This is a genomic window from Catenulispora pinistramenti, from assembly GCF_018274385.1.
GTDB classification, from domain to species: domain Bacteria; phylum Actinomycetota; class Actinomycetes; order Streptomycetales; family Catenulisporaceae; genus Catenulispora; species Catenulispora pinistramenti.
The window spans coordinates 1-25,834 of record NZ_JAAFYZ010000009.1; the positions used below are offsets into that span (position 1 = coordinate 1).

Annotated in this window: 19 protein-coding genes and 1 pseudogene; 12 read left to right on the top strand and 8 right to left on the bottom strand. The window is 70.7% G+C overall.

Going from position 1 to position 25,834, the window contains the following annotated elements; translation table 11 throughout:
* Positions 1-97: pseudogene (locus tag KGQ19_RS52545) on the top strand (IS982 family transposase); the annotation flags it as partial.
* 122 nt (positions 98-219) lie between these two features.
* The gene (locus KGQ19_RS04080) at positions 220-549 is read left to right on the top strand and encodes a hypothetical protein (RefSeq protein ID WP_212007696.1); all 330 of its coding nucleotides are present in this window, start codon (positions 220-222) and stop codon (positions 547-549) included.
* Between the two features lie 144 nt (positions 550-693).
* Here KGQ19_RS04080 and KGQ19_RS04085 read toward each other — a convergent pair whose 3' ends face one another.
* Positions 694-3,159: a lysylphosphatidylglycerol synthase domain-containing protein gene (locus KGQ19_RS04085; protein WP_212007697.1), complete on the bottom strand. Its 2,466-nt coding sequence runs from the start codon at positions 3,157-3,159 to the stop codon at positions 694-696.
* 250 nt (positions 3,160-3,409) lie between these two features.
* Between KGQ19_RS04085 and KGQ19_RS04090 the strand changes: the two genes are divergently transcribed.
* Positions 3,410-3,784, top strand: a complete 375-nt coding sequence (locus KGQ19_RS04090; RefSeq protein WP_368862053.1) for an MGMT family protein — start codon at positions 3,410-3,412, stop codon at positions 3,782-3,784.
* Between the two features lie 37 nt (positions 3,785-3,821).
* Here KGQ19_RS04090 and KGQ19_RS04095 read toward each other — a convergent pair whose 3' ends face one another.
* On the bottom strand, positions 3,822-4,511 hold the full coding sequence (locus KGQ19_RS04095) for a response regulator (protein ID WP_212007699.1): 690 nt from the start codon (positions 4,509-4,511) through the stop codon (positions 3,822-3,824).
* Complete coding sequence (locus tag KGQ19_RS04100) at positions 4,508-5,443, bottom strand: sensor histidine kinase (protein WP_212007700.1); 936 nt, start codon at positions 5,441-5,443, stop codon at positions 4,508-4,510. The genes KGQ19_RS04095 and KGQ19_RS04100 overlap by 4 nt, the downstream gene beginning before the upstream one ends.
* 84 nt (positions 5,444-5,527) lie before the next feature.
* On the opposite strand from KGQ19_RS04100, the gene KGQ19_RS04105 reads away from it, so the two are divergent.
* The 9 genes from KGQ19_RS04105 to KGQ19_RS04145 all read left to right on the top strand — a co-directional run bounded on the left by KGQ19_RS04105 (position 5,528) and on the right by KGQ19_RS04145 (position 22,238).
* Positions 5,528-6,301 (top strand): ABC transporter ATP-binding protein, encoded by a 774-nt coding sequence (locus tag KGQ19_RS04105; protein ID WP_212007701.1) that lies wholly within the window; start codon positions 5,528-5,530, stop codon positions 6,299-6,301.
* Positions 6,298-8,619, top strand: coding sequence for an ABC transporter permease (locus KGQ19_RS04110; RefSeq protein ID WP_212007702.1), 2,322 nt, complete (start codon positions 6,298-6,300; stop codon positions 8,617-8,619). The genes KGQ19_RS04105 and KGQ19_RS04110 overlap by 4 nt, the downstream gene beginning before the upstream one ends.
* Before the next feature lie 185 nt (positions 8,620-8,804).
* Positions 8,805-12,083, top strand: a complete 3,279-nt coding sequence (locus KGQ19_RS04115) for an ATP-dependent helicase (protein ID WP_230418186.1) — start codon at positions 8,805-8,807, stop codon at positions 12,081-12,083.
* Positions 12,080-15,466 (top strand): ATP-dependent helicase, encoded by a 3,387-nt coding sequence (locus tag KGQ19_RS04120; RefSeq protein WP_212007704.1) that lies wholly within the window; start codon positions 12,080-12,082, stop codon positions 15,464-15,466. The genes KGQ19_RS04115 and KGQ19_RS04120 overlap by 4 nt, the downstream gene beginning before the upstream one ends.
* A gap of 114 nt (positions 15,467-15,580) precedes the next feature.
* On the top strand, positions 15,581-16,960 hold the full coding sequence (locus tag KGQ19_RS04125; protein WP_212007705.1) for an ABC transporter substrate-binding protein: 1,380 nt from the start codon (positions 15,581-15,583) through the stop codon (positions 16,958-16,960).
* 74 nt (positions 16,961-17,034) lie between these two features.
* Positions 17,035-18,417 carry an aldehyde dehydrogenase family protein gene (locus tag KGQ19_RS04130; protein ID WP_212007706.1) on the top strand — a complete coding sequence of 461 codons (1,383 nt, stop codon included), beginning with the start codon at positions 17,035-17,037 and terminating at the stop codon, positions 18,415-18,417.
* Positions 18,418-18,478: 61 nt separating this feature from the next.
* The gene (locus tag KGQ19_RS04135) at positions 18,479-19,897 is read left to right on the top strand and encodes a dipeptidase (protein ID WP_212007707.1); all 1,419 of its coding nucleotides are present in this window, start codon (positions 18,479-18,481) and stop codon (positions 19,895-19,897) included.
* Positions 19,898-19,929: 32 nt separating this feature from the next.
* Positions 19,930-21,018, top strand: a complete 1,089-nt coding sequence (nudC, locus tag KGQ19_RS04140; RefSeq protein WP_212007708.1) for an NAD(+) diphosphatase — start codon at positions 19,930-19,932, stop codon at positions 21,016-21,018.
* Between the two features lie 128 nt (positions 21,019-21,146).
* A complete protein-coding gene (locus KGQ19_RS04145) occupies positions 21,147-22,238 on the top strand; it encodes a trypsin-like serine peptidase (RefSeq protein WP_212007709.1) in 1,092 nt (363 codons plus the stop codon).
* A 59-nt stretch (positions 22,239-22,297) separates the two neighbouring features.
* Here KGQ19_RS04145 and KGQ19_RS50850 read toward each other — a convergent pair whose 3' ends face one another.
* From KGQ19_RS50850 to KGQ19_RS04165, 5 genes are all read right to left on the bottom strand, one after another.
* Positions 22,298-22,429, bottom strand: a complete 132-nt coding sequence (locus tag KGQ19_RS50850; RefSeq protein WP_267254728.1) for a hypothetical protein — start codon at positions 22,427-22,429, stop codon at positions 22,298-22,300.
* Between the two features lie 763 nt (positions 22,430-23,192).
* The gene (locus KGQ19_RS04150; RefSeq protein ID WP_212007710.1) at positions 23,193-23,531 is read right to left on the bottom strand and encodes a hypothetical protein; all 339 of its coding nucleotides are present in this window, start codon (positions 23,529-23,531) and stop codon (positions 23,193-23,195) included.
* The gene (locus KGQ19_RS04155) at positions 23,528-24,097 is read right to left on the bottom strand and encodes a hypothetical protein (protein ID WP_212007711.1); all 570 of its coding nucleotides are present in this window, start codon (positions 24,095-24,097) and stop codon (positions 23,528-23,530) included. Before KGQ19_RS04155 ends, KGQ19_RS04150 begins: the two co-directional genes overlap by 4 nt.
* A 239-nt stretch (positions 24,098-24,336) precedes the next feature.
* Entirely contained in the window at positions 24,337-24,516 is a 180-nt protein-coding gene (locus KGQ19_RS04160; protein ID WP_212007712.1) for a hypothetical protein, read from the bottom strand.
* Between the two features lie 456 nt (positions 24,517-24,972).
* Positions 24,973-25,821: a helix-turn-helix domain-containing protein gene (locus KGQ19_RS04165; protein WP_212007713.1), complete on the bottom strand. Its 849-nt coding sequence runs from the start codon at positions 25,819-25,821 to the stop codon at positions 24,973-24,975.
* Between the last annotated feature and the right edge of the window lie 13 nt (positions 25,822-25,834).

The window sequence follows — 25,834 nt, forward strand, 5'->3', positions numbered from 1 at the left end:
GATCGGCCAGCGCCTGCTGGCCATGGCCGCCGCGATCTGGCACAACACCAAGACCGGCGCGGCAAGCAAGCGATCATTGATCGCCTACGACCACTGACCAGCCAAGCGATCGGACTCAATCATCTAGTAGTCGCCTGTAGTCGCTATTTTGAGTGAATCCGACCGCTGCCTCACGCTTGAGGCGGCGGTCGGAGCCTTTCACGGCTGTCCGTGACCTTGATGCACGCTCCGGAGACGAGTTCAGAGCGCGCGCGGCGCTATTGCCTGTCGTCGCTGCTTCGGCGGGTCGCAGAACTGGGAGTCGACCACGTCGTCTTCGGGTCCCGGCGCTCGGAGGACCACAAGGACATGTGGGTCATCGCTGCCTGGCGGCGGGCCAAGCGCCCGGAGGCCTTCGTCCGGGTCGACTTCGTGTGGTCCGTCGCGGAGCCCGCCCTGTGGTTGGCGGATGTGGTGGCCGGCGCGTTCATGTGGTGGCTCGGCGATCAGTGTGATGAGTGGCATCACCTGGACGGCAAGGCCGAGATCATCGAGATCGAGGAGCCGTAGAAAGCGCGAAGCCGGGCCGCCGACGTTCTGTCAGGCCTTTCCCGGCTTCACTTCCGGCCCTTCGTGGGCGCGGCTGGTTCAACTAGGCCAGCATGCCCGCTTCCGTCCCTGCGCCTCAACCCGAATCCCACCATCGGGTGAGGGCTACAGCTCCCCGTGCCTGGTCATGTAGTTGTACGCGAACCAGCCGGGCAGGACCGGGAGCCAGAACGTCATCAGCCGGAACAGCAGCACGGCCGTGGTGGCCAGGACGGTGTCCAGGTGGCCGAAGGTGGTCAGGGCGCCGATCAGGGCGCCTTCGACGCCGCCGACGCCGCCGGGGGTGGGGACGATCGAGCCGGCGGCTTGGGCGGTGAGGAAGACGAAGGCCACGACGGCGAAGTTGATTTTGGCTGCCCGGTCGTCGGTGGCGGCGGCCTGGATCGAGGCCCAGAGGGTGAAGCTGTAGAGCAGGGACAGCATCACGGTGCCGCCGAGGCCGGTGGCCAGTTTGATCGGGTTCTGCGCCACGTCCATCAGGCGCGGGAGGACGCCGGCTACCAGGGGGCGGAGGCGGTTCACGGCGAAGCGGCGGAGCTGGGGGATCGTCGCGATCAGCAGGACCAGCAGGGCCAGGGCCAAGATGATGGAGATCAGGGTCGCGCTGGAGGCGTGGGAGCCGCCGCCGCTGTTGTCGCCGGAGCTGCCGGCGATGACGCCGAAGATCAGGATCAGGAGCAGGTGCTGGACCAGGCCCATGATCTGCTGGGCGCCGACCGCCGTGACGGCCGCGCGGGTGGGCAGGCCGGTGCGCTGCAGGTAGCGGGTGTTGACCGCGACGCCGCCGACCGCGGCCGGCGCCACCAGGGTCACGAAGGAGGCCGCGACCTGGGACAGGACCGTGCGGCGCCAGCGCAGCTTCTCCGGGACGAAGCCGTCCAGGGCCATCGCCGCCGCGAAGTACGTGGCGACCGAGGCCATGGCCGCGGCGCCGGTCCACCACCAGTTCACCGCGGTGAGGCTGGACCACGAGTAGTTCGACGCCAGCAGCAGGTACGACGCCAGCGCCGCGCCGCCGACCGCGAACAGCGTGCGGGGGCTGAACCTCTCCAGCTTCACCGGCTCCGGCTCCACCGAGGGATGGAGCGCCTGAACCGCTTCCTGGATGTTGCTCAGCAGCCCCTTCGACTTCTTCAGCGCGGTGCGCGTGGTGCGGGTCAGGATCACCGGCTGCAGCATCGGCAGCGCCGCGGCCACGTCGTCCTCGCCGAGCTCGGTCACGGCCGCCGCGACGCTGCGCTCGTAGCCGAAGTACAGGCTGGTCACCGTCAGCATCTCGGCGGTGTCCAGGCGCCGGGACAGGGTGCCGGCGGCGATCTCGCCGAGCCGCAGGTCGGTGAGCCAGGCCCCGCCCTCGTCGTCGATCAGGAACGCGTGCGCGGACAGCCGGCGGTGGGCCAGCTGGTGCTCGTGCAGGTCGGCGAGCATGGCCCAGAGCCGGCCGAGCAGTCCGTCGGTCAGCTCCTCGGGCTCCAGCTGCTCCAGCGTGCGGCCGGGGACCAGCTGGTAGGCGAGCATCCCGGTGTCCGGCCCGAGGTCGCGGACCGCCAGCAGCTGCGGGGTGGCGATGTCGGCGGCGGTGACCGCGTACGACATCAGCGCCTCCTGCTCCAGCATCCGGCGCAGCGTCAGCAGGTTGCGACGCTGGGCCGGGCCGCGCAGCCGGGCCCGCCGGTAGAGCCGGTAGACCAGGCCGGCGGCCTGCTGGTCGCGGTCCAGGACCAGGGCGTCCACGTCGCCGCGCCCGGCGGTGGCGACCACATAGCGCCGCACGTCCTCGTGGGCCGGCACCCGGCGGCACGACAGCGGGTCCAGTCCGGCGGCCGACAGCGCCTGGTGCACCGCCTCGCCGGTCGGCCGGTCGTTGATCACGCCCCGGGCCCAGCGCCAGCCGAAGGCGATCAGCCGGCCCAGCATCACGGTCTCGGCCAGGCTGATGATCGTCGCGTCGCCCTGGATCAGGGTGACCACGCCGTAGGCGATCAGCGCGATCCAGGTCGCGGTCTGGAAGTTGTGCCGGTTGGAGAACCCGATGATCGTCAGATACGCGATGACCGTGGCCAGGTAGATGTGGAACGCCGCGGTGTTGTCCGCGGCGTTGGTCGGCAGCGTCAGCGCGTCCCGGATGGCCTTGGGCGTGTGCGAGGAGGAGACCGTGGCGTTCAGCCCGACGGCGGCCAGGTAGGCCATCGCCGCGGCCAGGACGGAGTCCACCACGCGCCGGGAGTCGCGCCGGTAGAGCCGGTCGATCGCCAGCGCGATCGGCACCACCGCCAGCAGTACCGAGGTCACCGCGAGGATCAGGCCCAGCGGGAGTTTCTGCTCGGCGGACAGCTTGGAGATGTCCGACTCGGCGCCCCGGGTGGTGCCGCCGGCGACCATCCCGATGCCGAGGAACAGGAGCATGAAGACGAAGCTCGCGACCGCGCGCAGCAGGTCGGCCGGGCGGCGTATGCGGCGCGGCTCCGGCGGCTCGTCGATGATCGGTGCGGGCAGGGTCACGGCACGCTTCGCGGGGAGGGCGTCGTTGTCGGCGGCGGGCTTATCCTCGTTCTCGGACGCTCGGGACATACCCGTCCCCCCGGACCCGGCTGCGGGCAGCTCGATGACAGGCGTGGCGGCCTCGACCGGACCCGGTCGGGCCGGCGAGGCGGTGCCCGGCTCCCCTGCCACTGTCCACCTGTCTTCTGCTCTTGTTGTCGTCTTGCGCCGTTCTGGACACAAGGACGATAGTCCCTGGCGCCTCGTGAGTGCGGCGACTGTGGTTGATCGTCCCACGAGGGGGTTGCCCCCGGCGCGGCGGATTACCTCGACAGGAGTGATGGAAGTGACCAAACCACCCGAACTGCCTCCCTACGTGGACCGGGTGTTCGAGCTGGTGGACCGCATCCCGCCGGGCCGGGTGATGGCCTACGGCGACGTCGCCGAACGGCTCGGCGAGGGCGGGCCGCGGCAGGTCGGCACCGCGATGGCCAAGTACGGCGGCGGGTCCCCGTGGTGGCGGGTGGTGCGCAGCGACGGCGGCTTCCTGCCGGGACACGAGCGCCAGGCGCTGGCCAACTACCGGGAGGAAGGCACGCCGCTCAAGGCTGATGGTGGCCGGATTGATATGAACCGGGCCCGGTGGTGGCCGGGGGAGGACGAGGCCGCGGGCGGTGGCGCGATGGACGAGGTGCCGAGCGACTTCGCGGGCTAGTAGAGCGGTGAAACCAGCAGAAGAGGAGCGGAAGCGCTCAGTCCCCGTCGCCCGGCGCGACCAGCCCGGTCTCGTAGGCGACCACCACCGCCTGCGCCCGGTCCCGCAGTGTGAGCTTGGTGAAGATGTGCGCGACGTGCGTCTTCACCGTGGCCTCGGACAGCACCAGCCGCGCGGCCAGCTCGGTGTTGGACAGGCCCCGGCCCAGCAGTGCCAGGATCTCCCGCTCGCGCGGGGTCAGAGCGGCCAGATCGCGGTGGAGCGCCGGGGCCCGGGTGCCGGCCGCGGCCCCGGACCCGTCACCGGCCGGGGCCGCGAACTTCTCCACCAGGCGCCGGGTGATCGACGGCGCCAGCAGCGCGTCCCCGGTGTTTATCAGGCGCACGCTGGCGACCAGGTGCTCGGGCGTGACGTCCTTCAACAGGAAGCCGGACGCGCCGGCGGCCAGCGCCTCGTAGACGTACTCGTCGAGGTCGAAGGTGGTCAGCATCAGGATCCGGATCCGCGGATCGGCGGCCAGGATCCGGCGGGCCGCCGCCAGCCCGTCGAGGTTCGGCATCCGGATGTCCATCAGCACGACCTCGGGCTTCAGCGCGGCGGCCGCTTCGACCGCCTCCAGCCCGTCGGCGGCCTCGCCGGCGACCTCGATGCCGTTGGCGGTCAGGATCAGGCGGAAGCCGGTGCGGACCAGGGCCTGGTCGTCGGCTATCAGGACTCGGGGGTTCATGGTGCGTCCAAAGGTATCTTCGCGCGGACCCGGAAGCCGCCGCCGAGGCGCCGCCGGGCGTCCAGATCGCCGCCGTAGACCGCGACCCGCTCCTTCAGGCCGAGCAGACCGCGGCCGGTGCCCAACTGCTCGCCGCGAGCCGGGCTGTCGGCGCCGGACGCGGCGGGGGTGCCGGCCGTGCCTGGTGCGTGGGCCGCACCGGACTCGCCCCGGCCGAGCCCGGTCAGCGAGCCGCTGCCGGTGGTCAGTATCTCGATCCGCAGATAGCGGTCGTCGTAGCGGACGGTCAGCTCGGCGTTCGAGCCGCCGTGCTTGAGCGCGTTGGTCAGCGCCTCCTGCACGACCCGGTACGCGGTCGAGTCGATGCCGCCGGGCAGCGCTCGCGGCTCGCCGGAGATCCGCACGTCCACCGGCAGCCCGGCGAAGGCGATCTTGTCGACGAGCGCTGAGAGCCGGGCCAGGGTCGGCTGCGGGGCCAGGGCGGGCCCGGCTTCGTCGCGGCCGTCCGCGGCCGGGGCCAGGACGCCGAGCAGATGCCGCAACTCCGTCATGGTCTCGCGGCCCGCGCTCTCCACGGCCATCAACGCGTCCCCTGCGATGTCCGACGCGCCGGGTTCCTCAGCCATCCCGTCAGGCGCCGCGTCAGCCGCCGCGTTCGGTGCCGGGGCGGCCGCCAGCACCTGCCGGGCCGCCCCGGCCTGAATCAGCATCATGCTCACGTTGTGGCTGACGATGTCGTGCAGCTCCCGCGCGATCCGGGCCCGCTCGGCGTCCACCGCTTGCTGCGCGGCGCTCTCCCGCTCGCGCTCCAGCAGCCAGCCGCGTTCCCCGATGGCGCTGGTGTACCGGGCTTGCTCCCGCCTCAGCCGCACGGCCAGCCAGGCCGCCGTCGCGCACGCCGCCAGCAGTGCCCCCACCAGCACCCACACCATGACTACATCCCCAGGATGAGAGGCCCGGACGATTACCACCACGGACCGATCCGCCGCGGTGCGCCCCCACCATACGTTGATCACATGACCGCTACCGCCAACGAGCCGACCGAGCCCGCGGAGCCCACCGGGGCCGTCGGACCGGCCGGGACCGCCGAGAGCTCAGACCCCGCCGGGCCGATCGTCCGCCTCGACGACGTCCGCAAGGACTTCGCCGACACCGCCGCCCTCGACGGCGTGACCCTGCACATCCGCCAGGGCGAGGCGGTCGCCGTCATGGGCCCGTCCGGCTGCGGCAAGTCCACGCTGCTGAACCTGGTGGCCGGCCTGGACCGGCCCAGCTCCGGGCAGGTCGTCGTGCACGGCGAGGACCTGGGCGGGCTCAACGAGACCGGGCTGGCCCTGTTCCGCCGCCGCCGGATCGGGATGATCTTCCAGTTCTTCAACCTGATCGACGACCTGCCGGCGCTGGACAACGTCGCGCTGGCCGCGCAGCTCTCCGGGGTCCCGGCCGGGCAGGCCCGGCGGCGCGCGCTGGAACTGCTCGGCGAGCTGGGCATCGCCGACCGGAAGAACATCTACCCGGCGCAGCTCTCCGGCGGCGAGCGCCAGCGGGTCGCGGTGGCCCGGGCCCTGATGAACCGGCCGGCCCTGCTGCTGGCCGACGAGCCGACCGGCGCGCTGGACAGCCGCTCCGGCGAGCAGGTGATGGACCTGCTGATCGACCTGAACCAGCTCGGGCAGACCCTGCTGATGGTGACCCACGACCCGCGCCTGGCCGCGCGTTGCGCCAGCCGCCTGGTCGAGATCGCGGACGGCCGGATCGTGGCCGAGCGCGCGCTGGAGCGGACCGCGTGAGCGCCGTGCGAATCACCAAGGGACCGGTCTGGCGGGCCTCGCGCGCCGCCGTGAAGCGCCGCAAGGTGCAGACCTTCGTCATCGGGCTCGTGGTCGCGCTGTCCGCGATGAGCGCGGTGCTCGGCCTGGGGCTGTTGCAGGCCTCGACCGGGCCGTTCGAGCAGGCCTTCGGGCAGCAGAACGGCGCCCACGCCGTGGCCGATCTCGACGCCGCCAAGGCGACCGGGCAACAGCTCGCGGCCACCGCCCGCGCCGCCGGGGTCACCGGCGCCACCGGTCCGTTCCAGGCGGCGCAGGTCAGCCTGAATCTGGGTCCGGAGGTAGGCGGCCTGATGCAGATGACGGTCGTGGGCCGTCCGCGGCCCCGGCCCGGCGACGTGGACCGGGTCCAGCTGTGGCAGGGCCGCTGGCCCAGCGCGCCGGGGGAGATCGTGCTGGACCAGCCGATCGGCCAGACACTGCCGGCGCCGCCGGGGCAGACCGTCGCGACCGTCTCCGGCCCGGGCCTGCCGGCCTTGACCGTCGTCGGCTACGCCTTCTCGGTCTCGGACACGGCCGACGCCTGGGTCGTGCCGAGCCAGATGGCGGCATTGCACCCGGACCACCTGCAGATGCTCTACCGGTTCGCGAAGTCCGGTACCGACGCCGAGGTCAAGGCCGAACTGACCCGCGCGACCGCGGGACTGCCGGCCGGGACCCTCGTCGGCTACCAGTCCTGGCGCACCACTCGCGCCGAGATGCTGGCCAAGCTGGAGAGCCTGCTGCCGATGCTGATCGCGTTCGGCGTGCTCGCGGTGTCGGTCGCGGTGCTGATCGTGCTGAACGTGGTCAGCGGGGCCGTGGTCTCCGGATACAAGGACATCGGGGTCTACAAGACCATCGGCTTCACTCCGCGCCAGGTGGTCCGGGTCTACGTGGCGACCATGGCGGTGCCCGCGGTCGTCGGGACCGTGATCGGGCTGCCGATCGGGGTGATCGTCGGCGAGCCGCTGATGAACAAGGCGTTCAACGCACTCGGCGGGCAGCGGCAGATCAGCCCGCTGGTCATGGTCGGGTGCCTGATCGGGGTGCCGCTGGTGGTCGCCCTGGCCGCCTACATCCCGGCCCGGCGTGCGGCGGGGATGTCGGCGATCGCCGCGATCTCGGCCGGTTCGGCGCCCAAGCGCGGCCGGGGCCTGAAGGTGCAGCGCAAGCTGGCCGGCTCACGGCTGCCGCGCTCGGTGAGCATGGGGCTGGGGCTGCCGTTCGCCCGGCCCGCTCGCAGCGCCCTGACCTTCGCGGCGGTGCTGCTCGGCGTGACCACCGTGGTCTTCGCCAACGGCCTGGCCCGCACTATGACCGACACCAGCGCGGCCTCGGACCGGGTCGGAGCCGTGGCGGTCGATGTCGGATACGACACGAGTCAGGGAGCGTCCGCGCCGGGGGACGCGATCGGGAAGGCCATCAGGGGCGTTCCCGGCGTGGACGGAGTGGCGTCCCAGACCGGCGACATGGTCGGTGTGGCGGGGATGACCACGGAGGTCAACATCCAGTACTACGGCGGCGACTCGGCGCTGATGGGCTTCACCATGGTCAAGGGCCACTGGCTGGCCGGCCCGGACCAGATCGTGGTGCCGGCGCGGTTCCTGAACCGGCACCACGTGTCCCTGGGCCAGGTCCTGATCGTCGAGCTGAACGGCCGCAGTGCCACGGCGGTGGTCGTCGGCGAGACCATCACCGGCGGCGACAGCATGTTCTATGCCGACTGGAGCACCCTGCAGCAGCTCTCGCCGGGCCGCCAGGCCGACCGCTTCGAGGTCCACGCGGCGGCCGGTGCGGACCGGCAGGCGCTGGCGGCCAGACTGCGGGCGCTGGCCCCCGGCTGGAACGTCGGCGTCCACAGCACCAAGGACCCGAACGCCGAGCTGAAGGTGTTCTCCGCGGTCATCACCATCGTGCTCAGCCTGGTCGCGGCGCTCGGCGTGTTCAACACCGTCTTGCTCAACACCCGTGAGCGGCGCCGCGACCTGGGCATGCTGAAGTCGGTGGGCATGACCCCGCGTCAGGTGGTGGCGATGGTCATGACCTCGATGGGCCTGCTCGGCCTGCTCGGCGGGATCGTCGGCCTGCCGCTGGGCTACGGCCTGCACGCGCTGATCGTCTCGATGATCGAACGCACCCAGGGCCTGGACCTCGCGCCGAGCATGGTGCACGTCTACACCCTGCCGCTACTGGCCTGGATGTTCCTGGCCGGCGTCGGGATCGCGGTGCTCGGGGCGCTGGTGCCGGCCCGGTCCGCGGCGAGGTTCTCGATCTCTGAAGTACTGCGCAGCGAATAGCGACGCGCACCTTTAGTGAGGAAGGGCCTGCGGGGGGCACCCCGCGGGCCCTTCGCGCGCTCTGGCATGATCGGCGCGCGGGCGTGATCCATTGCCGAATGGGGCGTGACGGTCGGTGGTCTGTGTTGTCATAGAGGACCGTGGTGTATCGCTCGGGTATACCCGCCGGCAAAGGATTCGAAACATTGTTCGACACGCAGGCCCCGCCTCAGGTCAGCGGACCCCCGCTGGACCCGGCGCAGCGCCGCGTCGTCGACCATCCCGGCGGGCCGCTGCTGGTGCTGGCCGGACCGGGGACCGGCAAGACGCACACGTTGGTCGAAGCCGTCATCGCCAAGACCGACCCCGATCGCGCGGCCCTGCGCCCCGACCAGGTCCTCATCCTCACCTTCAGCCGCAAGGCGGCCTCGGAGCTGCGGGACCGCATCGGCCGCCGGCTGCCGATGTCCGGCGTCGCGCCGCTGGCGACCACGTTCCACTCCTTCTGTTACGCACTGGTCCGCCGCTTCCAGGACCCCGAGCTGTTCACCGAGCCGATCCGGCTGCTGTCCGGGCCCGAACAGGACGTGTTCGTCCGCGACCTGGTCTCCGGCAGCATCGATGTGGGGATAGGCGGCGGGGCGCTCGGCGAGCGGATCCAGTGGCCGCAGGATCTGCGGGCGGCGCTGGCCACCCGCGGATTCGCCGAGGAGCTGCGGACCGTGCTGTCCCGGGCCCGGGAGCTGGGTCTGGACCCGACCGAACTGGCCCAGGCCGCGCGCCGGGCCGACCGCGGCGACTGGTACGCCGCCTCCGCGTTCTTCGAGGAGTACCTGGACGTGCTCGACGTCCAGGGCGTCCTGGACTACGGCGAGCTGGTGCACCGCGCGGTGCTGCTGGCCGGGCAGGAGGACGTGCGCCGCGAACTGCGCCACGACTTCCGCGCGGTGTTCGTGGACGAATACCAGGACACCGACCCGTCCCAGGTACGGCTGTTGGAGGCACTGGCCGGTGACGGCGCCGACCTGGTGGTCTTCGGCGACCCGGACCAGTCGATCTATCAGTTCCGCGGCGCCGACGTGCGGGGCATCCTGGACTTCCCCGAGGCGTTCCGGAACATGGACGGGACCCCGGCCGACACCGCGGTCCTGCGTACCTCCCGCCGCTGCGGGCCCGCGCTGCTGAAGGCCTCGCGCGAGCTGACCCGGCGCATGCCGATCCCGTTGCTGCCGGTCGAGAAGGTGCGCGAGCACCGCGATCTCGCGGCGGAGGGACCGGTGGTCGACGGTGAGCCGATCCAGGGTTCGCTCCAGGTCTTCACCTTCCCGACCCCGAACACCGAGCTGGACAACATCGTCGACCTGGTGCGGCGCGCACACCTCGAGGACGGCATCCCGTGGGACGAGATCGCCGTGCTGGTCCGCTCCGCGACCCGGTCGATCCCGGCGCTGCGGCGCGCGCTGATCACCGCCGGGGTGCCGGTCGACACCTCCGGCGACGAGTTGCCGCTGGCCGCCGAGCCCTCGGTCTCGGTGCTGTTGCAGGCGTTGCGGGTCGCGGACAATGAGCAGGCGCTGACCCCGGACGTCGCGCGTTCGCTGCTGTCCGGGCCGCTCGGCGGCATGGACGCGTTCGAACTCCGCAAGCTGGCTCGTGCGCTGCGGGCTGAGGAGCGGCTGGCGAATCAGAACGCTGTCGCGCCGGAACCCCGTGAGGTCACCGAAGCCACGGTCAACGGCGTCCGTCCCAGCGAGGTCCTGCTCCGCGAGGCCCTCGCCGAGCCGGCACGGCTGATCGCAATGGATGAAGACGTTGCACGTCCGGCCTACCAGCTCGGCATGCTCCTGCTCCGCACCCGCCAGATACTGCGCGGCGGCGGTTCGGTCGAGCAGGCGCTGTGGGAACTGTGGAGCACCACCAAGTGGCCGGAGCGCTTGGAGCGCACCGCGCAGCGCGGCGGCAACGCCGGTCGCTCGGCCGACCGCGACCTGGACGCGGTCTGCGTCCTCTTCGACTACGCCGCCCGCGCCGAGGACCGCGCGACCGGCCGGGGCGTCCGCAACTTCATAGCCGATCTGGAAGCGCAGGAACTGGCCGGCGACTCGATGGCGGCGCAGTCCTCGCGCGGTGGCGCGGTGCGCTTGATGAGCGCGCACAAGTCCAAGGGCCTCCAGTGGCGCTTCGTCATCGTCGCCGGGGTGCAGGACGGCCTGTGGCCGGACCTGCGGCTGCGCGGTTCGCTGCTCCAGGCCGACCTGATCGGCCGCAACGGGCTGCGGTCGATGGAGGAGATCCCGACCGCGGCGACGCTGCTCGCCGAGGAACGCCGGCTCTTCTACGTCGCCGCCACCCGCGCGCGCGAGCGGCTGGTGGTCACGGCTGTCGACAGCGCCCTGATCGGCGACGACGCCGCGGCCGAGTCGCCCTCGCGGTTCGTGGACGAACTCGGCGTCGACGTGCAGCCGCTGCCCGGCCTGCGCAAGCGCGCGCTGGCGATCCCGGCCCTGGTCGCCGACCTGCGCCGGGTCCTGACCGACCCGAAGAGCTCCGACCAGCTGCGCCAGGCCGCGGCCTCGCGGCTGGCCCGGCTGGCCGACGCGCAGGCCGGGGACGGCCGGCCGCTGGTGCCGTCCGCGCACCCCGACAAGTGGTGGGGCCTGGTCGAGGAGACCGACTCCGAGCAGCCGGTCCGCGACCCGGCCAAGCCGCTGCTGCTGTCGGCCAGCCAGGTCGCGGCCATAGACGAGTGTTCGCTGCGCTGGTTCCTGGACCACGAGGCCGCCGCGCACGAGCAGAAGACGGTCGCGCTCGGCTTCGGCAACGTCGTGCACGTGCTGGCCGACGAGGTGGCCAAGGGCGACACTCCGGCCCGGCTGGACGTGCTGATGGAGCGGCTGGACCGGGTCTGGGACCGGCTGTCGTTCGAGGCGCAGTGGCAGTCTCCGCAGCAGAAGGAGGAGGCGCGCGCCGCGCTGGAGCGGTTCCTGGCCTGGCACGTCACCGACCGGGGCCGGCTGCTGCACTCCTCGGAGCAGGACTTCGACGTGCGGCTCGACGTCGAGGGCTTCGACCTGCGCATCCGCGGCTCCTTCGACCGGGTGGAGACCGACGAGGCCGGGCTGACCTACGTGGTCGACTTCAAGACCGGCAAGAACGTGCCGACTAAGAGCGAGGCCCAGGAGCACCCGCAGCTCGCGGTCTACCAGCTGGTGGTGCGTGAGGGCGCGATACAGGGCGTCTCGAACGAGTCCGGCGGCGCCGAGCTGGTGTTCCTGCGCGAGGGCGACGCTGCCGGGCTGCCCAGGACCGCCGAGCAGGACCCCTCGCTGGAGCAGCCCGGCGAGACCCCGATCGAGAAGAAGCTCGCGAAGATGGCGGCGCGGGTCCTGGACGAGAATTTCGCCGCCTACGGCGAGAAGCAGTGCGGCACCTGCGTCTTCCGCAAGTGCTGCCCGAAACAGCCCGAGGGAAAGCAACTCCTTTGATCCGGGACACCGAAGATCTGAAAGCACTGCTCGGGGTTCCTTATACGGAAGAACAGCTCGAAGCCATCACGGCTCCGCTGGAGCCGGCGGTCATCGTGGCCGGCGCCGGGTCGGGGAAGACGACCGTCATGGCCGCCCGGGTGGTGTGGCTGGTCGGGACCGGGCAGGTCGGGCCGCATCAGGTGCTCGGGCTGACCTTCACCAACAAGGCGGCCGCCGAGCTGTCGGAGCGCATCCGCAAGGCCCTGCGAAAGCTGGAGGATGAAGAACTCGATGACCCGGATTCGGGCGTCGAGGAGTCGGTGGGCGAGCCGACGGTTTCGACCTACCACGCCTACGCCGACCGCCTGATCAAGGAACACGGTCTGCGCCTGGGCCTGGAGCCCTCGGCACGGCTGCTCGCCGACGCCACGCGCTACCAGCTCGCGGTCAACGCGGTGCGCGGTCCCAAGGAGCTGAAGTACTTCAAGGGCAAGGTCGCCGACCTCGCCGACAAGGTGCTGGCCCTGGACGGGGAGCTGTCCGAGCACCTGGTGACGCCGGAGGCGCTTCGCGAGCATGAGGAGGCCTTTATCGGGCAGGCCGAGTCGTTCCGGGACCCGAGGAACGGCAAGGCGAAGCGCGGCTACACCGACTTCCTGAAGGCCGCCGACATCGCCAGGCAGCGGGTCGAGCTGTCCGAGCTGGTCGAGCGCTACCGGGATCTGAAGGTGCGGCGCGACCTGATCGACTTCGGCGACCAGATGGTGCTCGGCGCGCGGCTGGCCGAGGAGCGGCCGGAGGTCGGGGCGATCGAGCGCGAGAAGTTCCGGGTGGTGCTCCTCGACGAGTACCAGGACACGTCGGTGGCGCAGCGCCGGATGCTGGTCGGCTTGTTCGGCGGCGGCCATCCGGTGACGGCGGTCGGCGACCCGTGCCAGTCCATCTACGGCTGGCGCGGCGCCTCGGTGGCGAACCTGGACGACTTCCCGGACCACTTCGCCAAGCCGGACGGCTCCCGCTCGCGCGGCTACGCGCTGAGCGAGAACCGGCGCAGCGGCGGCCATCTGCTGGAGTTCGCGAACGTGGTCTCGGACCCGCTGCGGCAACGGCACACCGGAGTGCGGCAGCTGCGGCCGTCGGAGGAGAAGGCGGACAAGGGCTGGACCCGCGTCGGGCTGACCGAGACCGCCGAGGACGAGGTGAAGTGGGTCGCGCGCATGGTCGCCGACGCGCACTACCGGGGCGGGGTCGCGCTGCGCGAGATCGCGGTGCTGGTGCGCAAGGGCAACCAGATCCCGCCGCTGTACGAGGAGATGCACGCGCAGGGGCTGCCGGTCGAGGTGGTCGGGCTGTCCGGGCTGGTGCACCTGCCGGAGGTCGCGGATCTGATCGCGATGCTGGACGTGCTGGACGAGCCGATCGCCAACGCCTCGCTGGTCCGGCTGCTGACCGGGCCGCGCTGGCGGATCGGGGCGCGGGACCTGGCGCTGCTCGGCATGCGGGCCCGGGAACTGGTCCGGGACCCGGCGGACTTCGCCGACCGGGCCGGCCGGGACCGGCTGGCCGAGGCGGTCGCCGGCTCGGATCCGACCGAGGTGGTGTCGCTGTCCGACGCGATGGCGGATCCGGGGCCCGACCTGGCCTTCTCCGAGCAGGCCCGGGTTCGGTTCGCGCGGTTCGCGTCCGAGATCCGGATCCTGCGCCGGCGGCTGTCGGAGCCGGTCCTGGACGTGCTGCACCGGGTGATCTCGGTGACCGGGCTGGACGTCGAAGTCGCGGCGTCGCCGAAGCTGGTGGCGCAGCGGTCCGCGGAGACGCTGGCGGCGTTCCTGAGCCGGGCCGCCGACTTCCAGGACCTGGAGGGGGACCAGTCGGTAACCGCTTTCCGTGCCTACCTGAAAGCGGCCGAGCGGCACGAGCGCGGGATCGACGCCTCGCTGCCCTCGCAGGGCGACTCGGTGAAGCTGCTGACCATGCACAAGTCGAAGGGCCTGGAGTGGGACGCGGTGTTCGTCCCGCACCTGGCCGGCGCCGCGCAGAAGCCGCGCGAGTCGTGGATCGGGTCCGGCGCGGTGCTGCCCTACCCGTTGCGCGGCGACGCCGAGCACCTGCCGGTCCTGGACGACGCCGGCAACACCGCCGCGTTCAAGTCGTTCAAGGAACAGGCCAAGGAGTACGAGTCCTGGGAGGACCTGCGGCTGGAGTATGTGACGGTCACCCGGCCGCGCTACTACCTGACCGCCTCGGGGCACTGGTGGGGACCGACGCAGAAGCGCCGCCGCGGGCCGGACACCTGGCTTTCCGGGCTGTATGAGCACTGCCAGGACGGTCACGGCGAGATCGTCGCGTGGGCCGCCGAACCGGACCCGGACGCGGCGAATCCCAGCCTCGGCGCGACCGAGGCGCGCTGGCCGGTGCTGCCCGACGCGGAGGCCGCTGAGCGGCGTCGGGCCGGGGCGGAGATGGTGGTCGTGGCGCTGCACCGGCGGCAGGCCGAGGTGTACGGCGAACCGATGGACGAGGAGCCGTTTCTTGAGGAACCTCAAGAGGTTGAGCAGTCCGGCGGACGCCCCGGCGGTCCGGCGGACGCCGCGCCGGGCGCTGACTTCGGTGCGCCTGCGCTGATCGATGAGACCGGTGAGCCGGTCGCCGCCGCGCTGCCGGCTCAGCGGCCGCCGGAGCAGCCGGGGCCGGTGGCCCCCGCCGCCGAGATCGACGCCGAGGCCGCTGCTTCGGCCGAGGACCGGGCGGCCATAGCGTCCTGGGACCGCGACCTGGAGGCCCTGCTCGAAGAGCTCAAGCGCGGTGACGCGATCCAGCGCTACGCCCCGCTCCCGTCCTCGATGTCCGCCTCCCAGCTGCTGCGCTACCGCTCCGACCCGTCGCGATTCCGGCGCGAGCTGGCCCGTCCGATGCCGCAGCCGCCGCAGCCCTCGGCCCGGCTGGGCACCAAGTTCCACGCCTGGATCGAGTCGCTGTTCGGGCAGCAGGCGCTGTTCGAGTACGAGGACCTGCCCGGCGCCGCCGACGAGGAGATCGCCGACGAGGTGGACCTCAAGGAGCTGCAGGAGGCCTTCCTGCGCACGCCGTGGGCCGATTCGGTGCCAGCCGCCGTCGAGCAGCCGTTCCAGGTGGTGCTGGCCGGCCGGGTGGTGCGCGGACGCATCGATGCCGTATATAAGACTACTGACGGTTGGGAGGTCGTCGACTGGAAGACCTCCCGGTCGCACGACGCGGACCCGGTCCAGCTGGCGGTCTATCGGCTGGCCTGGGCGGAGATGCGCGGGGTGCCGCTTTCGGCGGTTTCCGCGGCGTTCGTCTACGTCCGCGGCGGCGCCACCGTCCGGCCGGCAGGACTGCCCGACCGCGAGGAACTGGAAGAGCTCTTCGGGGACGGCTGAGCGAGTTCCGCGGCCTGGCCCGGGCCGGGCTCGGCGAACGCCGGGTGGCCGGGATCCGAACGGGGGCGCGGCCCCGCGTTGTAAGCGTTTTCCCAGTGGCCGTACCCTGCCGTCATGCCATCGCAGTCCAGGGGAAGACATAAGAGGCGGAACATAGCCGTGACGGCCGCGGTGCTCGTCATGGCCGCGACCGTTCCTGCTTGCTCGAGCAGCACGTCGTCGGGAGCCGCCGGCGGCGGGTCGAAGACCTTCACGTACTGGTCCATGTGGAAGGAGAACGAGCCGCAGGCCACTGTGATCAAGGAGGCGCTGGCCTCCTACAAGGCCGCCACCGGGGTCACGGTCACCGTGGAGTGGCACGGCCGGGGCGTCCTGGACGACGTCGCCGCCGCGCTCAAGGCCGGCAAGCCGGTGCCGGACCTGTCCGACGGCAGCATCAACACCATCCTCGGCGCGGCCGCCGAGGGCGTGGGCGTCACCGACCTGACCACCCTGTACCGGCACCCGGTGCCCGGGGAGAACCAGCTGCTCGGCGACATCGTGCCGGACAAGTACATGCCGCTGCTCAGCGACGCGACCGGCGCCGAGGTGATGGTGCCCTACGAGGTCGCCTCCGAGGCCGTCTTCTTCGACAAGACCAAGTACCCGCAGCTGTCGGCGAACCCGCCGCAGACCTGGGACCAGTTCGTGGACCTGATGGGCGACATCAAGGCCAAGGGGCAGGCGCCGCTGGCCCTGGACGCCAGCCCGGGCAACGCCGCGTACTGGGTGGAGTGGATGTTCGAGCGCGAACTCGGCCCCGGCCAGTTCAAGCGCACCGCCGAGGAGCAGAACGCGGCCGCGGCCGGCGGGGACAGCCGCTGGGACGACGCCCGGCTGCTCGACGGCGCGCAGAAGCTCGAAACGCTGATCAAGGGCGGCGACTTCGCGCCGGGCTGGAACACCGAGGACGCCAGCACCACCAGCGCCCACGGCAAGGACCAGCAGAACGCGTGGGCCGCCGGGAAGGCCGCGCTCATCCTCGGCGGCACCTGGGTGCCCAGTGAGACCAAGCGCACGGAGAACGTGGACAGCTTCGTGTTCCCGGCGATGCCGTCCGTGGGCGGCATCCGTTCCGACGACTCCGCGGGCGTGAACTTCTTCGGCTTCGCCGTCCCCAAGGCCGGCAAGAACGCCGACGCCGCCGAGAAGTTCATCCTCTACTTCATGGCCAAGAACCAGCTGTCGAAGATCTCCACCGAGGCCGGCAACATGACGCCGCGCATCGACATCCCGGCGCCGAGCGTGCTGGCCACGGTGCAGACCGCGCTTACCAACCGCACAGTGTTCCCGGACCAGGACGCGCTGATGCGCGACGACTCCAAGTGGTACACCACGGTCTTCCAGCCCGCGTCCGTCTCGTTCATGATCGGCAAGCTCACCCCGCAACAGTTCATCAGCAAGCTGAAGGCGGACTCGGCGGCCTTCTGGGCCCAGTCCGCCTCCACCAAGTAGCCGCCGATCAAGGAGCCGCCGATCCTCAACCCGCACGACTTGGGCGAGCGCGGCGGCGGGGTTACCCTGGTTCGGTGACATATCACACGACACTGGATCAGGCCGCCCAGGCGGCGGCGTCAGCGGCGAGCCCTTACGGCTCCTGGAGCGCCGAACGCCGGCGCGACCTGCTCCACGCGTGCGCCGACGCCCTGGAAGCGGCGCGCGCGGAGCTCGTCGAACTCGCCGGCACGGAGACCGGGCTGACGCCGGTCCGGCTGGACGGCGAGGTCACCCGGACCACCGGGCAGCTGCGGCTTTACGGCGACCACGTCGCCGCCGGCCGACACCTGTCCCGGCGCAGCTCGCCGGGGGCGGCCCTGGGCGGGGCCGACGTCTACACCGTCGACGTCCCGCTCGGGCCGGTCGCGGTGTTCGCGGCGTCCAACTTCCCGTTCGCCTTCGGCGTCCCCGGCGGCGACACCGCCTCGGCGCTGGCCGCCGGCTGCCCGGTGGTGGTGAAGGGGCATCCGGCGCAGCCCCGGCTGTCGCGCCGGATCGCGCAGATCCTGAGCACGGCGGTCGCCGGGGCCGGGGCGCCGGCGGGCACCTTCGGCTTCCTGGACGCCGAGTCGACCGACGGCGACCCCAACAAGCTCTCCATCGAGCTGGTGCGGCACCCCGCGATCAAGGCGGTCGGCTTCACCGGCTCGTTCGGCGGCGGCCGGGCGCTGATGGACGCGGCGGCGGCGCGGCCCGAGCCGATCCCGGTGTACGCGGAGATGGGGAGCGTGAACCCGGTGTTCGTGCTGCCCGGTGCGATCGCCGACGAGGCGGCCCGGAAGAAGTGGGCTGAGACGCTGGCCGGGGCGGTGACCGGTTCGGCCGGGCAGCTGTGCACGAAGCCCGGCGTGGTGTTCGTGCCGGAGACGGCCGACGGCGAGGCGCTCGGCGACCTGACCGGCGTCCTGATCGCGGACAACGCCGCGATCCCGATGCTCACCGACGGGATGGCCGCCGCGCACCGGCGCTGGCAGGAGCGGATCACCGGCGCGGGCGCGGACGCGGAGCGGGCCGGCCAGCCGTTCGCGGCGCAGATCTCCGCGAAGGACTTCACGGGCGACTACCGCGAGGAGCACTTCGGCCCGGCGGCCGTGATCGTGCGCGCCGACCCGGCCGAGTACCCGGCGCTCGCGGACTCGCTGGAGGGCCAGCTGACCGCGACGATCGTCGCCGACGACGCCAGCGACGCCGACCGCGAGGCGGCCCGGGCACTGCTGCCCTCGCTCGTGGCGAAGGCCGGGCGCGTGGTGTGGAACGGTGTGCCGACCGGTGTCGCCGTGGTCGAGGCGATGCAGCACGGCGGGCCGTGGCCGGCGACCTCGGCGTCCTGGAGCACGTCGGTGGGCACCGAGGCGATCCGGCGGTTCATCCGGCCGGTCGCGTTGCAGGGCGTCCCCGCGGACCTGGTCGGCTGAGCGGTTCCCCACCCCAAGACCGGCGCAGATCGGGGGTCCGGGGCAGAGGTAAGGTGCACGCATGACTTCTGCCTCGGACAAGGCCGTCCGTCCGTATGTCGCCGACCATGCCGACGAGTTCTTCGCCGAGCTCGACGAGTGGTTGCGGATCCCGTCGATCTCGTCGGACCCGACGAGCGCGCCGGAGGTGCGCCGGTCGGCGGAGTGGCTGGCCGCGAAGCTGCGCGACATCGGCTTCCCGACGGTGGAGATCTGGGAGACCGCGGGCGGCGCGGGGCTGCCGACCGTGTTCGCCGAGTGGCCGTCCGGGGACGCCGACGCGCCGACCGTCGCCGTCTACGGGCACCACGACGTGCAGCCGGTGACGCCGCTGGAGCTGTGGGACACGCCGCCGTTCGAGCCGACGGTCAAGGGCGACCGCCTCTATGCCCGCGGTTCGGCCGACGACAAGGGGCAGCTGGCGTTCCACCTGCTCGGACTGCGGGCGCACCTGGCCGCGACCGGCCGCCCCGCGCCGGCGGTGAACCTGAAGATCATCGCCGAGGGCGAGGAGGAGTCCGGCTCCCCGAACTTCCGCGCGCTGCTGGAGGAGAAGCGGGACCGGGTGAAAGCCGACGTCGTCGTGGTCTCCGACACCGGCATGTGGGACCGCGAGACCCCGTCCACCTGCACCGGCATGCGCGGCATGATCACCGGCCAGTTCGACCTCAGCGGTCCGGCGACCGACGTGCACTCCGGCTCCTTCGGCGGCGGGATCCCGAACCCGCTGACCGAGCTGGTGCGGCTCCTGGGCCGGGTCCACGACGACGACAAGCACGTGGTGATCCCCGGGTTCTACGACGGCGTGGTCGAGCTGACCGAGACCGACCGCGAGATGTTCGCCAAGCTGCCCTTCGACGAGCAGGCCTGGCTGGGCAACGCCCGGTCCACCGCGACCGCCGGCGAGGCCGGCTTCACCACGCTGGAGCGGGTGTGGGCGCGGCCGACCTTCGAGCTGAACGGCTTCTGGGGCGGGCACACCGGCCCCGGCCACAAGACCATCGTCCCGGCCTCGGCGCACGCCAAGATCTCGATGCGCCTGGTGGCCGGCCAGCAGCCGCTGGAGATGGCGAAGAAGTTCGAGGACTGGTTCTACGCCAACGTCCCGGCCGGCCTGACCGGCACCCATCACTGGGAGTCCGACGGCGTGAAGCCCTGCATGACCCCGCTGGACCACCCCGCGGTGCAGGCGATCAGCCGCTCGATGGGCAAGGCCTTCGGCGAGCCGGATGCCCCGCGCGAAGTGCTGTTCACCCGCGAGGGCGGCTCCGGCCCGGAGGCCGACCTGCAAGAGGTCATCGACGCGCCGGTGGTGTTCCTCGGGGTGTCGCTGCCCTCGGACGGCTGGCACTCGCCGAACGAGAGCATGACGATTCCGTTGCTGCTCAAGGGGGCCGAGGCGGCCGCGTACCTGTGGTCGGACCTGGCCGAGAAGCGCTGAGGCGGCCGGGACGGTGCGGGGAGGACACGTCGATGAGTGATCAGACGAGTGACGAGACGGGCGACCGCGTGAGCGACCAGGCGAGTGGCGGTCCGGGCGGTGGCCAGGAGCGGTTCTTCGAGGGCGAACTCGGGCGGATGCTGCTGGCCCGGTCGGTCATCGACCGGGCCGGCGAGCGGCGTACCGACGACGAGTGGCTGGCGGCGGTCTGGGCCGATCCGGGGACCCGGGCGTTCGCGGTCGACGACAGCCGGGCCGAAGCGGTCCTGGACCCCGAGGCCGGGCTGGTGTTCCGCCCCGGGGCGGTGTTCGACGCCGGGTATCCCGAGGCTGAGCGCTACTTCCTCGGCCTCGACGATGATGATGTGGCGTATTTCGCGGTCAGCGTCGGCGCCCCCGGCCCGGACGGCCGGCCGACGGCCTCCACCGCCGGTTCCGCCTCCACTCCGGGCGCGGCGCTGACCTCGCCGGAGCCGCCGGCGGCCGAGGCGGCGCCGGCGCTGGGGGAGTTGCGGCACGTGCGCGAGGTGGCTGCGGTGCTGCCGGACCGCGACGGCGGCCTGCTGGCGCACGCGATCGGTCTGGACAACTGGCACCGTACGCACGGCTTCTGCAGCGTGTGCGGGAACCCGACCCGGATCACGTACGCCGGTTCGGTCCGCAAATGCGACCACTGCGGTACCGAGCACTACCCGCGGACCGACCCGGCCGTGATCATGGCGGTCGTCGACTCGGACGACCGGCTGCTGCTGGCCCGGAACTCGGCGTGGCCGGCGAACCGGGCCTCGGTGCTGGCCGGCTTCGTCGAGCCCGGCGAGACGCTGGAGGCCGCGGTGGCGCGGGAGTGCGCCGAGGAGGCCGGGCTGAGGATCACGTCCGTGCGCTATCTGGGCAGCCAGCCCTGGCCGCTGCCGCGCTCGCTGATGCTCGGTTTCACCACGACCGTGGACGACGCGACGCTGAACCTGGACGGCGACGAGCTGGGCTGGGCCAAGTGGTACACGCGGGCCGAGCTGAAGGAGGCGGTCAACACCGGGGAACTCCTGATGCTGCCTACCGACATCTCGATCGCCCGCCGTCTGGTCAACCACTGGTACGGCGGCGACCCGGTCGCGCACTGACCTGCCACCCTCAACGGACCTACTCCCTCGCCTGACTTGCTTCCCTCATCGGATCAGCCGACGACTCAGGCTTCTTTTAGAGAACCATTGGTAGGGTTTTCGGCGTTGAAGGGAGGGGAGGCGACGCCATGCTGATACGCCCACGCCGGGGCCGGGGGATCAAGAACCGAGTGGTCGCGACGCTTGTCGCGCTGGCGGCGGTGTCGTTGGCGGCCGGTTGCTCGAGTACCGGTGTCATAGGCCAGTCCTCCTCCGGCGGTGAATTCGGCAAGGACTTCGTCGGCTCGGTGCTGAGCCCCGGCGCGCCGTCCGCGGCCGGGGGCGCGCACCAGGGCAAGGACGGGGGTCTGACCGGACAGCAGTCGTTGCCCTCCTTCGACAACGCGCCCCTGCCCGCCCCGGTCGCCGCGCACGAGTTGCCGGGCCCCTACACCTCCCGCTCCGGCGCCGTCACCGGCAAGCTCTTCTTCTACCGGCAGGGCGACGCCAATTCCGGGAACTACTACGTGTGCTCCGGCACCGTGATCAAGAGCCAGAACGCCAGCCTGGTGTGGACCGCGGGACACTGCGTCCACGACGGCAAGGGCGGCACCTGGCACCTGGGCATGGTCTTCGTCCCGGCCTTCGACAACTCCGACGGCGACCCGAACGTCGACCCCAGCGACCTCTCGGCCTACGCCCCCCTCGGCACCTTCTCGGCGGTCCACGTCTGGACCTCGCCGGAGTGGGTCAAGACCGGCGACGAGCACGGCGGCGACCTGGCCCACGACTACGCGGTGATCGAGGTCAGCCGCAACGCCGACGGCCAGACCCTGGACAGCGCGATCGAGTCGGCCGGCGCCAAGCCGGTCCCGATGTGGTTCAACGCCCCCACCCAACAGGCCCCGCAGATCTCGATCCGCGGCTACCCCGCCGCGGAGCCTTTCAACGGGATGTCCCAGTGGGGCTGCACGGCGGACTCGGTACAGCTGCTGAACGTCGCCGAACTGGGTCCCGACGCCAAGGAGTACCGCGCCGGTTGCGACCTCACCGGCGGGGCTTCCGGCGGCGGCTGGTTCGCGCATGCTCCGGGGCAGGCGTCGGGGGACGTGTCGTTGGTGACGAACACGTCGGTGGGTAGTGCGCACAATGCGCATGGCGGGAACTGGCTTGCCGGACCGTATTTGGATGCGAGTGCGAAGCAGCTGTACAACATCGCGAACGGTTCGCCGGCGCCTTGAGGGCTGGGGCGGCGGCCCCGAACTGACGCCCGGCGGCACCGGCGGCTGACGATCGGTAGCTAGCGCCCGCCGATCAGGGCCGCGTGTCTGCCGGACGTCGCCGGGCACACCGGGCTCGAGGTGTGCTTACCCGAGGTCACCACGACGCCCACCACGATGAGGGCGATCAGGACGCCAACTACCTTGGTCATGAGATCAGGTGTAGTCGCGCGGTGCCCGATACGTCACGAAGAGTGCACGGATGCCACCCGAAGGTGGGTCGCGGCTTCCACCCCCGTTCCACCCCGGAGTCAACCCCAGGGTTGAAGCCCGACACCCGCGCCGGCCAGTACCTTCGCTGTCGAACCCGATACGGAAAGCGCCATGACTACGGGCGGAATGGCGGAAACCACTATCACCACCGGCCACCCCACGGTGAGGACGTGGAACGCGGACAGGTGCTCAAGACCGTTCCCGAGAACGGAAAGGGACACAGCCACGGAAGCGTTGATGCCGGATCGCTTCCGGTCCTCCGGTCCTTCCGCCAGGACCAGCCACGACACGGTAGAGATCAATGCGTATACGTCGATGGAGATGGGCAGTAGCGCGGCAAGAGCAGGGTTCCAGCCTGCGGAGCGCCGAGAAGCTCAGGATTCCGGCTGCCAGGATGACAACGGCGATGCCGGAGAGCACGAAAGCACGAGCGATACGCTTGGGGGACTCAGCGGACTCCTAGGCGAGTCTGAGGTGTAGAGCCCGGAACGGTGTTGGTAGCACCCTCCGGGCTCGCTGATGTTTTCCGGCAAGGTAGCGGAAGGCCGGCCCTCCGCGCCATCGGCGCGTGCCGTAGAACCGTCTAGCAGGCTGTACAGCGGCGTGTCGGCAAAGGATTGGCCTGACGTGACAGAACCCCCGGCGGTACGGGCCAGGGGCTATTTGCCGTCTGCGTCGAGACGCGCAGGCAGCCTTTCAGGCTTACTCGGCGTCTGTGCTTCGCGGTGCGACCGTCTCCAGTATTAGCGGTCCGTCCCAGCCCACGACGGACACCACCAGAAGCCGCGTTCCCACTCCTGCCGCTGCCACTCGCAGACCTCCGGCGGACAGCTGTAGTCCTTCGTACTCCACGCCGTCCAGGACCACAGTCACCGGCTCCGCGCTGGGAACGGGCTCCGTGCTACGACGCTTGAACTCGGCATCAAGGTCCGCGTGCAGCCGGTCGGGCTGGTAGCCGGAACCAAAGCTGATGCCGCTACGCGGGTCCGCTTCGTCGCGCGCCGGAATGTTCAGGGGGACGATCAGCGAGGAAGGGTTCACGGGCGTGAATCTACCTTCCGGGGCGGGAACGGCCAGTTCATAGGCTCGGTGAAGCCCTTGCCGTTGTGGTCGGTGCCGGACGCTTCGAAGTACATCAGCCACTCGCCCTCATTGCAGTTCGTTGAGACTGTCAGCTCTTTGCCGATGTCCAGGCTTGTGAAGCCGATGCGGGAGTCTTCTACGAACTCCCAGTTACCGCCTTCGTAGTGCCTGAAGGCCAGCACCAGGGAGCCGCCGAGCATCTCGGGTTCTTCGTGACAGATCACATGACCCTTGCCCGTGACCTTCTTTCCTGTTCGTTCGAGTGAGGCCGGGGCGAACACGCACGGAGACTTACCGCTCTCTGTCTTCTCGCCTGAAGGACGATCCTCGTCGCTCGGTTCTGCGGTCGTGTGCTCCGCCGATGTGCTGTGTTCCTCGCTGGGTGCGGACTGCTCACCGCCTGCCCCCACCGCAGGCGCGGAGGTGCCTCCGTCACCACCGCTCCCGCATCCGCCGGACGCTCCGCTTGTGCCGACGATGACCAGTCCGGCGAGGACCAGCGTTGCGATTGCTTTCCGGTTCATGTGCTCTCCCTGAGCTGATAGGGATGTGCATGACTCGGGGCCGGTGGCCCTTTGTGGCGCGGTTCGTAGTCGTCGTAGGTGGGCAGGGCGGCGCGTATCCCTTCCCACGTCATCGGCTCCTCCTGGCGGGAAGGGGCCGCATGACGCGTATCCGGCGACACGGACATGTGGCGCGAGGGCAGTGCGTCACAGATCCAGTCGGCAGGGTTCGGCGGAGGCTCGTACACCACGGGGCTCGCCTACTGCGTCTTGTTGTCGCGGTCGTTCTTGATCAGCGCCTGGTTGACGACAGCCTGTGTCCCCTCGGGGTCGCCGTCTGCGTACGTCTGTCGCACCGCTTCCTTCTGTTCGTCCGTCAGCCGGGTGTGCAGGTAGGCGTCGAGCTGGGGGATTCCGCTGATCGGCTTGTTGTCTGCCATGTCGGCGCGTCTCCTTGATTGGTTGCACATGGAACCCGCCCGCCTGGTACGCGCCACGGGGGAAGTCGCCTCAACAGGCGGACGGGAATCTTTGGGGCCTGCACTACGGCAGCGAGCCGGCCCGCCGACCGGTACGGGATCGGCGGACGAGTGTGGACCTATGCGGCCCGCTGCTTCGCGGGCCAAACAATCAGGGTGGGCTCTTCTTGAAAGCGTGTGGGTTGTTCGCGGCCACGCCACCACACCAGCCAGTACGAGCCACCGGGCGACTGTTCACAGCGCTCGAACACGCGCACGACACCGCCTTGAAGGACTTCGGTCCCGAGGGCAACGCTAGAAGCCGGAAGACGGTCAGACCCGGGTGGCCACAGGCTCACGGTCCGGCTCCCTCCATACGAGGTATACCGGGGTGCTCTCGTGACCAGCGCCTCAACGAACTAGACCAAACTTGACCTGCTATCCGAGTCTTTCGATAGCGGCCGTGATCAGGGAACGAGCCGCCTTCCCCTTGACCGCCATGCCGGAGAGCGCGGAGAACGCGCGAACGTACACGTCAACCTCGCTAGGCGCCGTAATCGTCACCTGAGCGCCAAGCAACTCGATGGAGACAAGCTTGTCGTCGTAGACGTTGAACGTCTCAACGGGCCACATGGCACGAGGGGCCGATTCGGGGATGATGCCGAGGCTGACGCTCGGAAGGGACATCCCCGATAGGAGTTGAACGAGCTGCGCCAACATCACTTCGTCATCGCCGAGGCGATACCGAAGGACTGCCTCTTCAAGCAGGATGGCGAACGTGTGGTTACCCTCGCGGATCACCTTTGAACGGTCGAGCCTGGCGGCTACTGCCGCGTCAACGTCATTCTTCGTGCCGTGGAAGTCCGTGATCAAGGTGAAGAGCGCTGCGATGTAGCCGGGTTCCTGGAGAACTCCCGGCATGAAGTTCGAGCAGTAGATCTTGAAGGATCTGGTTTGCTCGAAGAGCGGCGCCTTGCGCTGCTGAAGCCTGGTGAGCCCCGCCGATTGCAAGCGACGCCACTCGACGTACATGCCTTCGATGTTGCGAGCCGCCGCGATCAAGTCATCAGCTTCGGTCTCCGCGCCGCAGATGCGCGTCCATGTCCTGATGTCTTCTTCGGACGGCGGGCGGTTCCCGGACTGGAGTTGAGAACACTTGGTCTCATGCCAGCCGGCTTCCTGGGCCAGAGCCCTCGCGGTGATCCTCGCATCCTTGCGGATCGTACGAAGGCGCTGGCCCAGCGCTTCCCTCGCTTGCTGCGCTGCTGATGATGGCGACTTGGGCACGGTTACGAAGTCG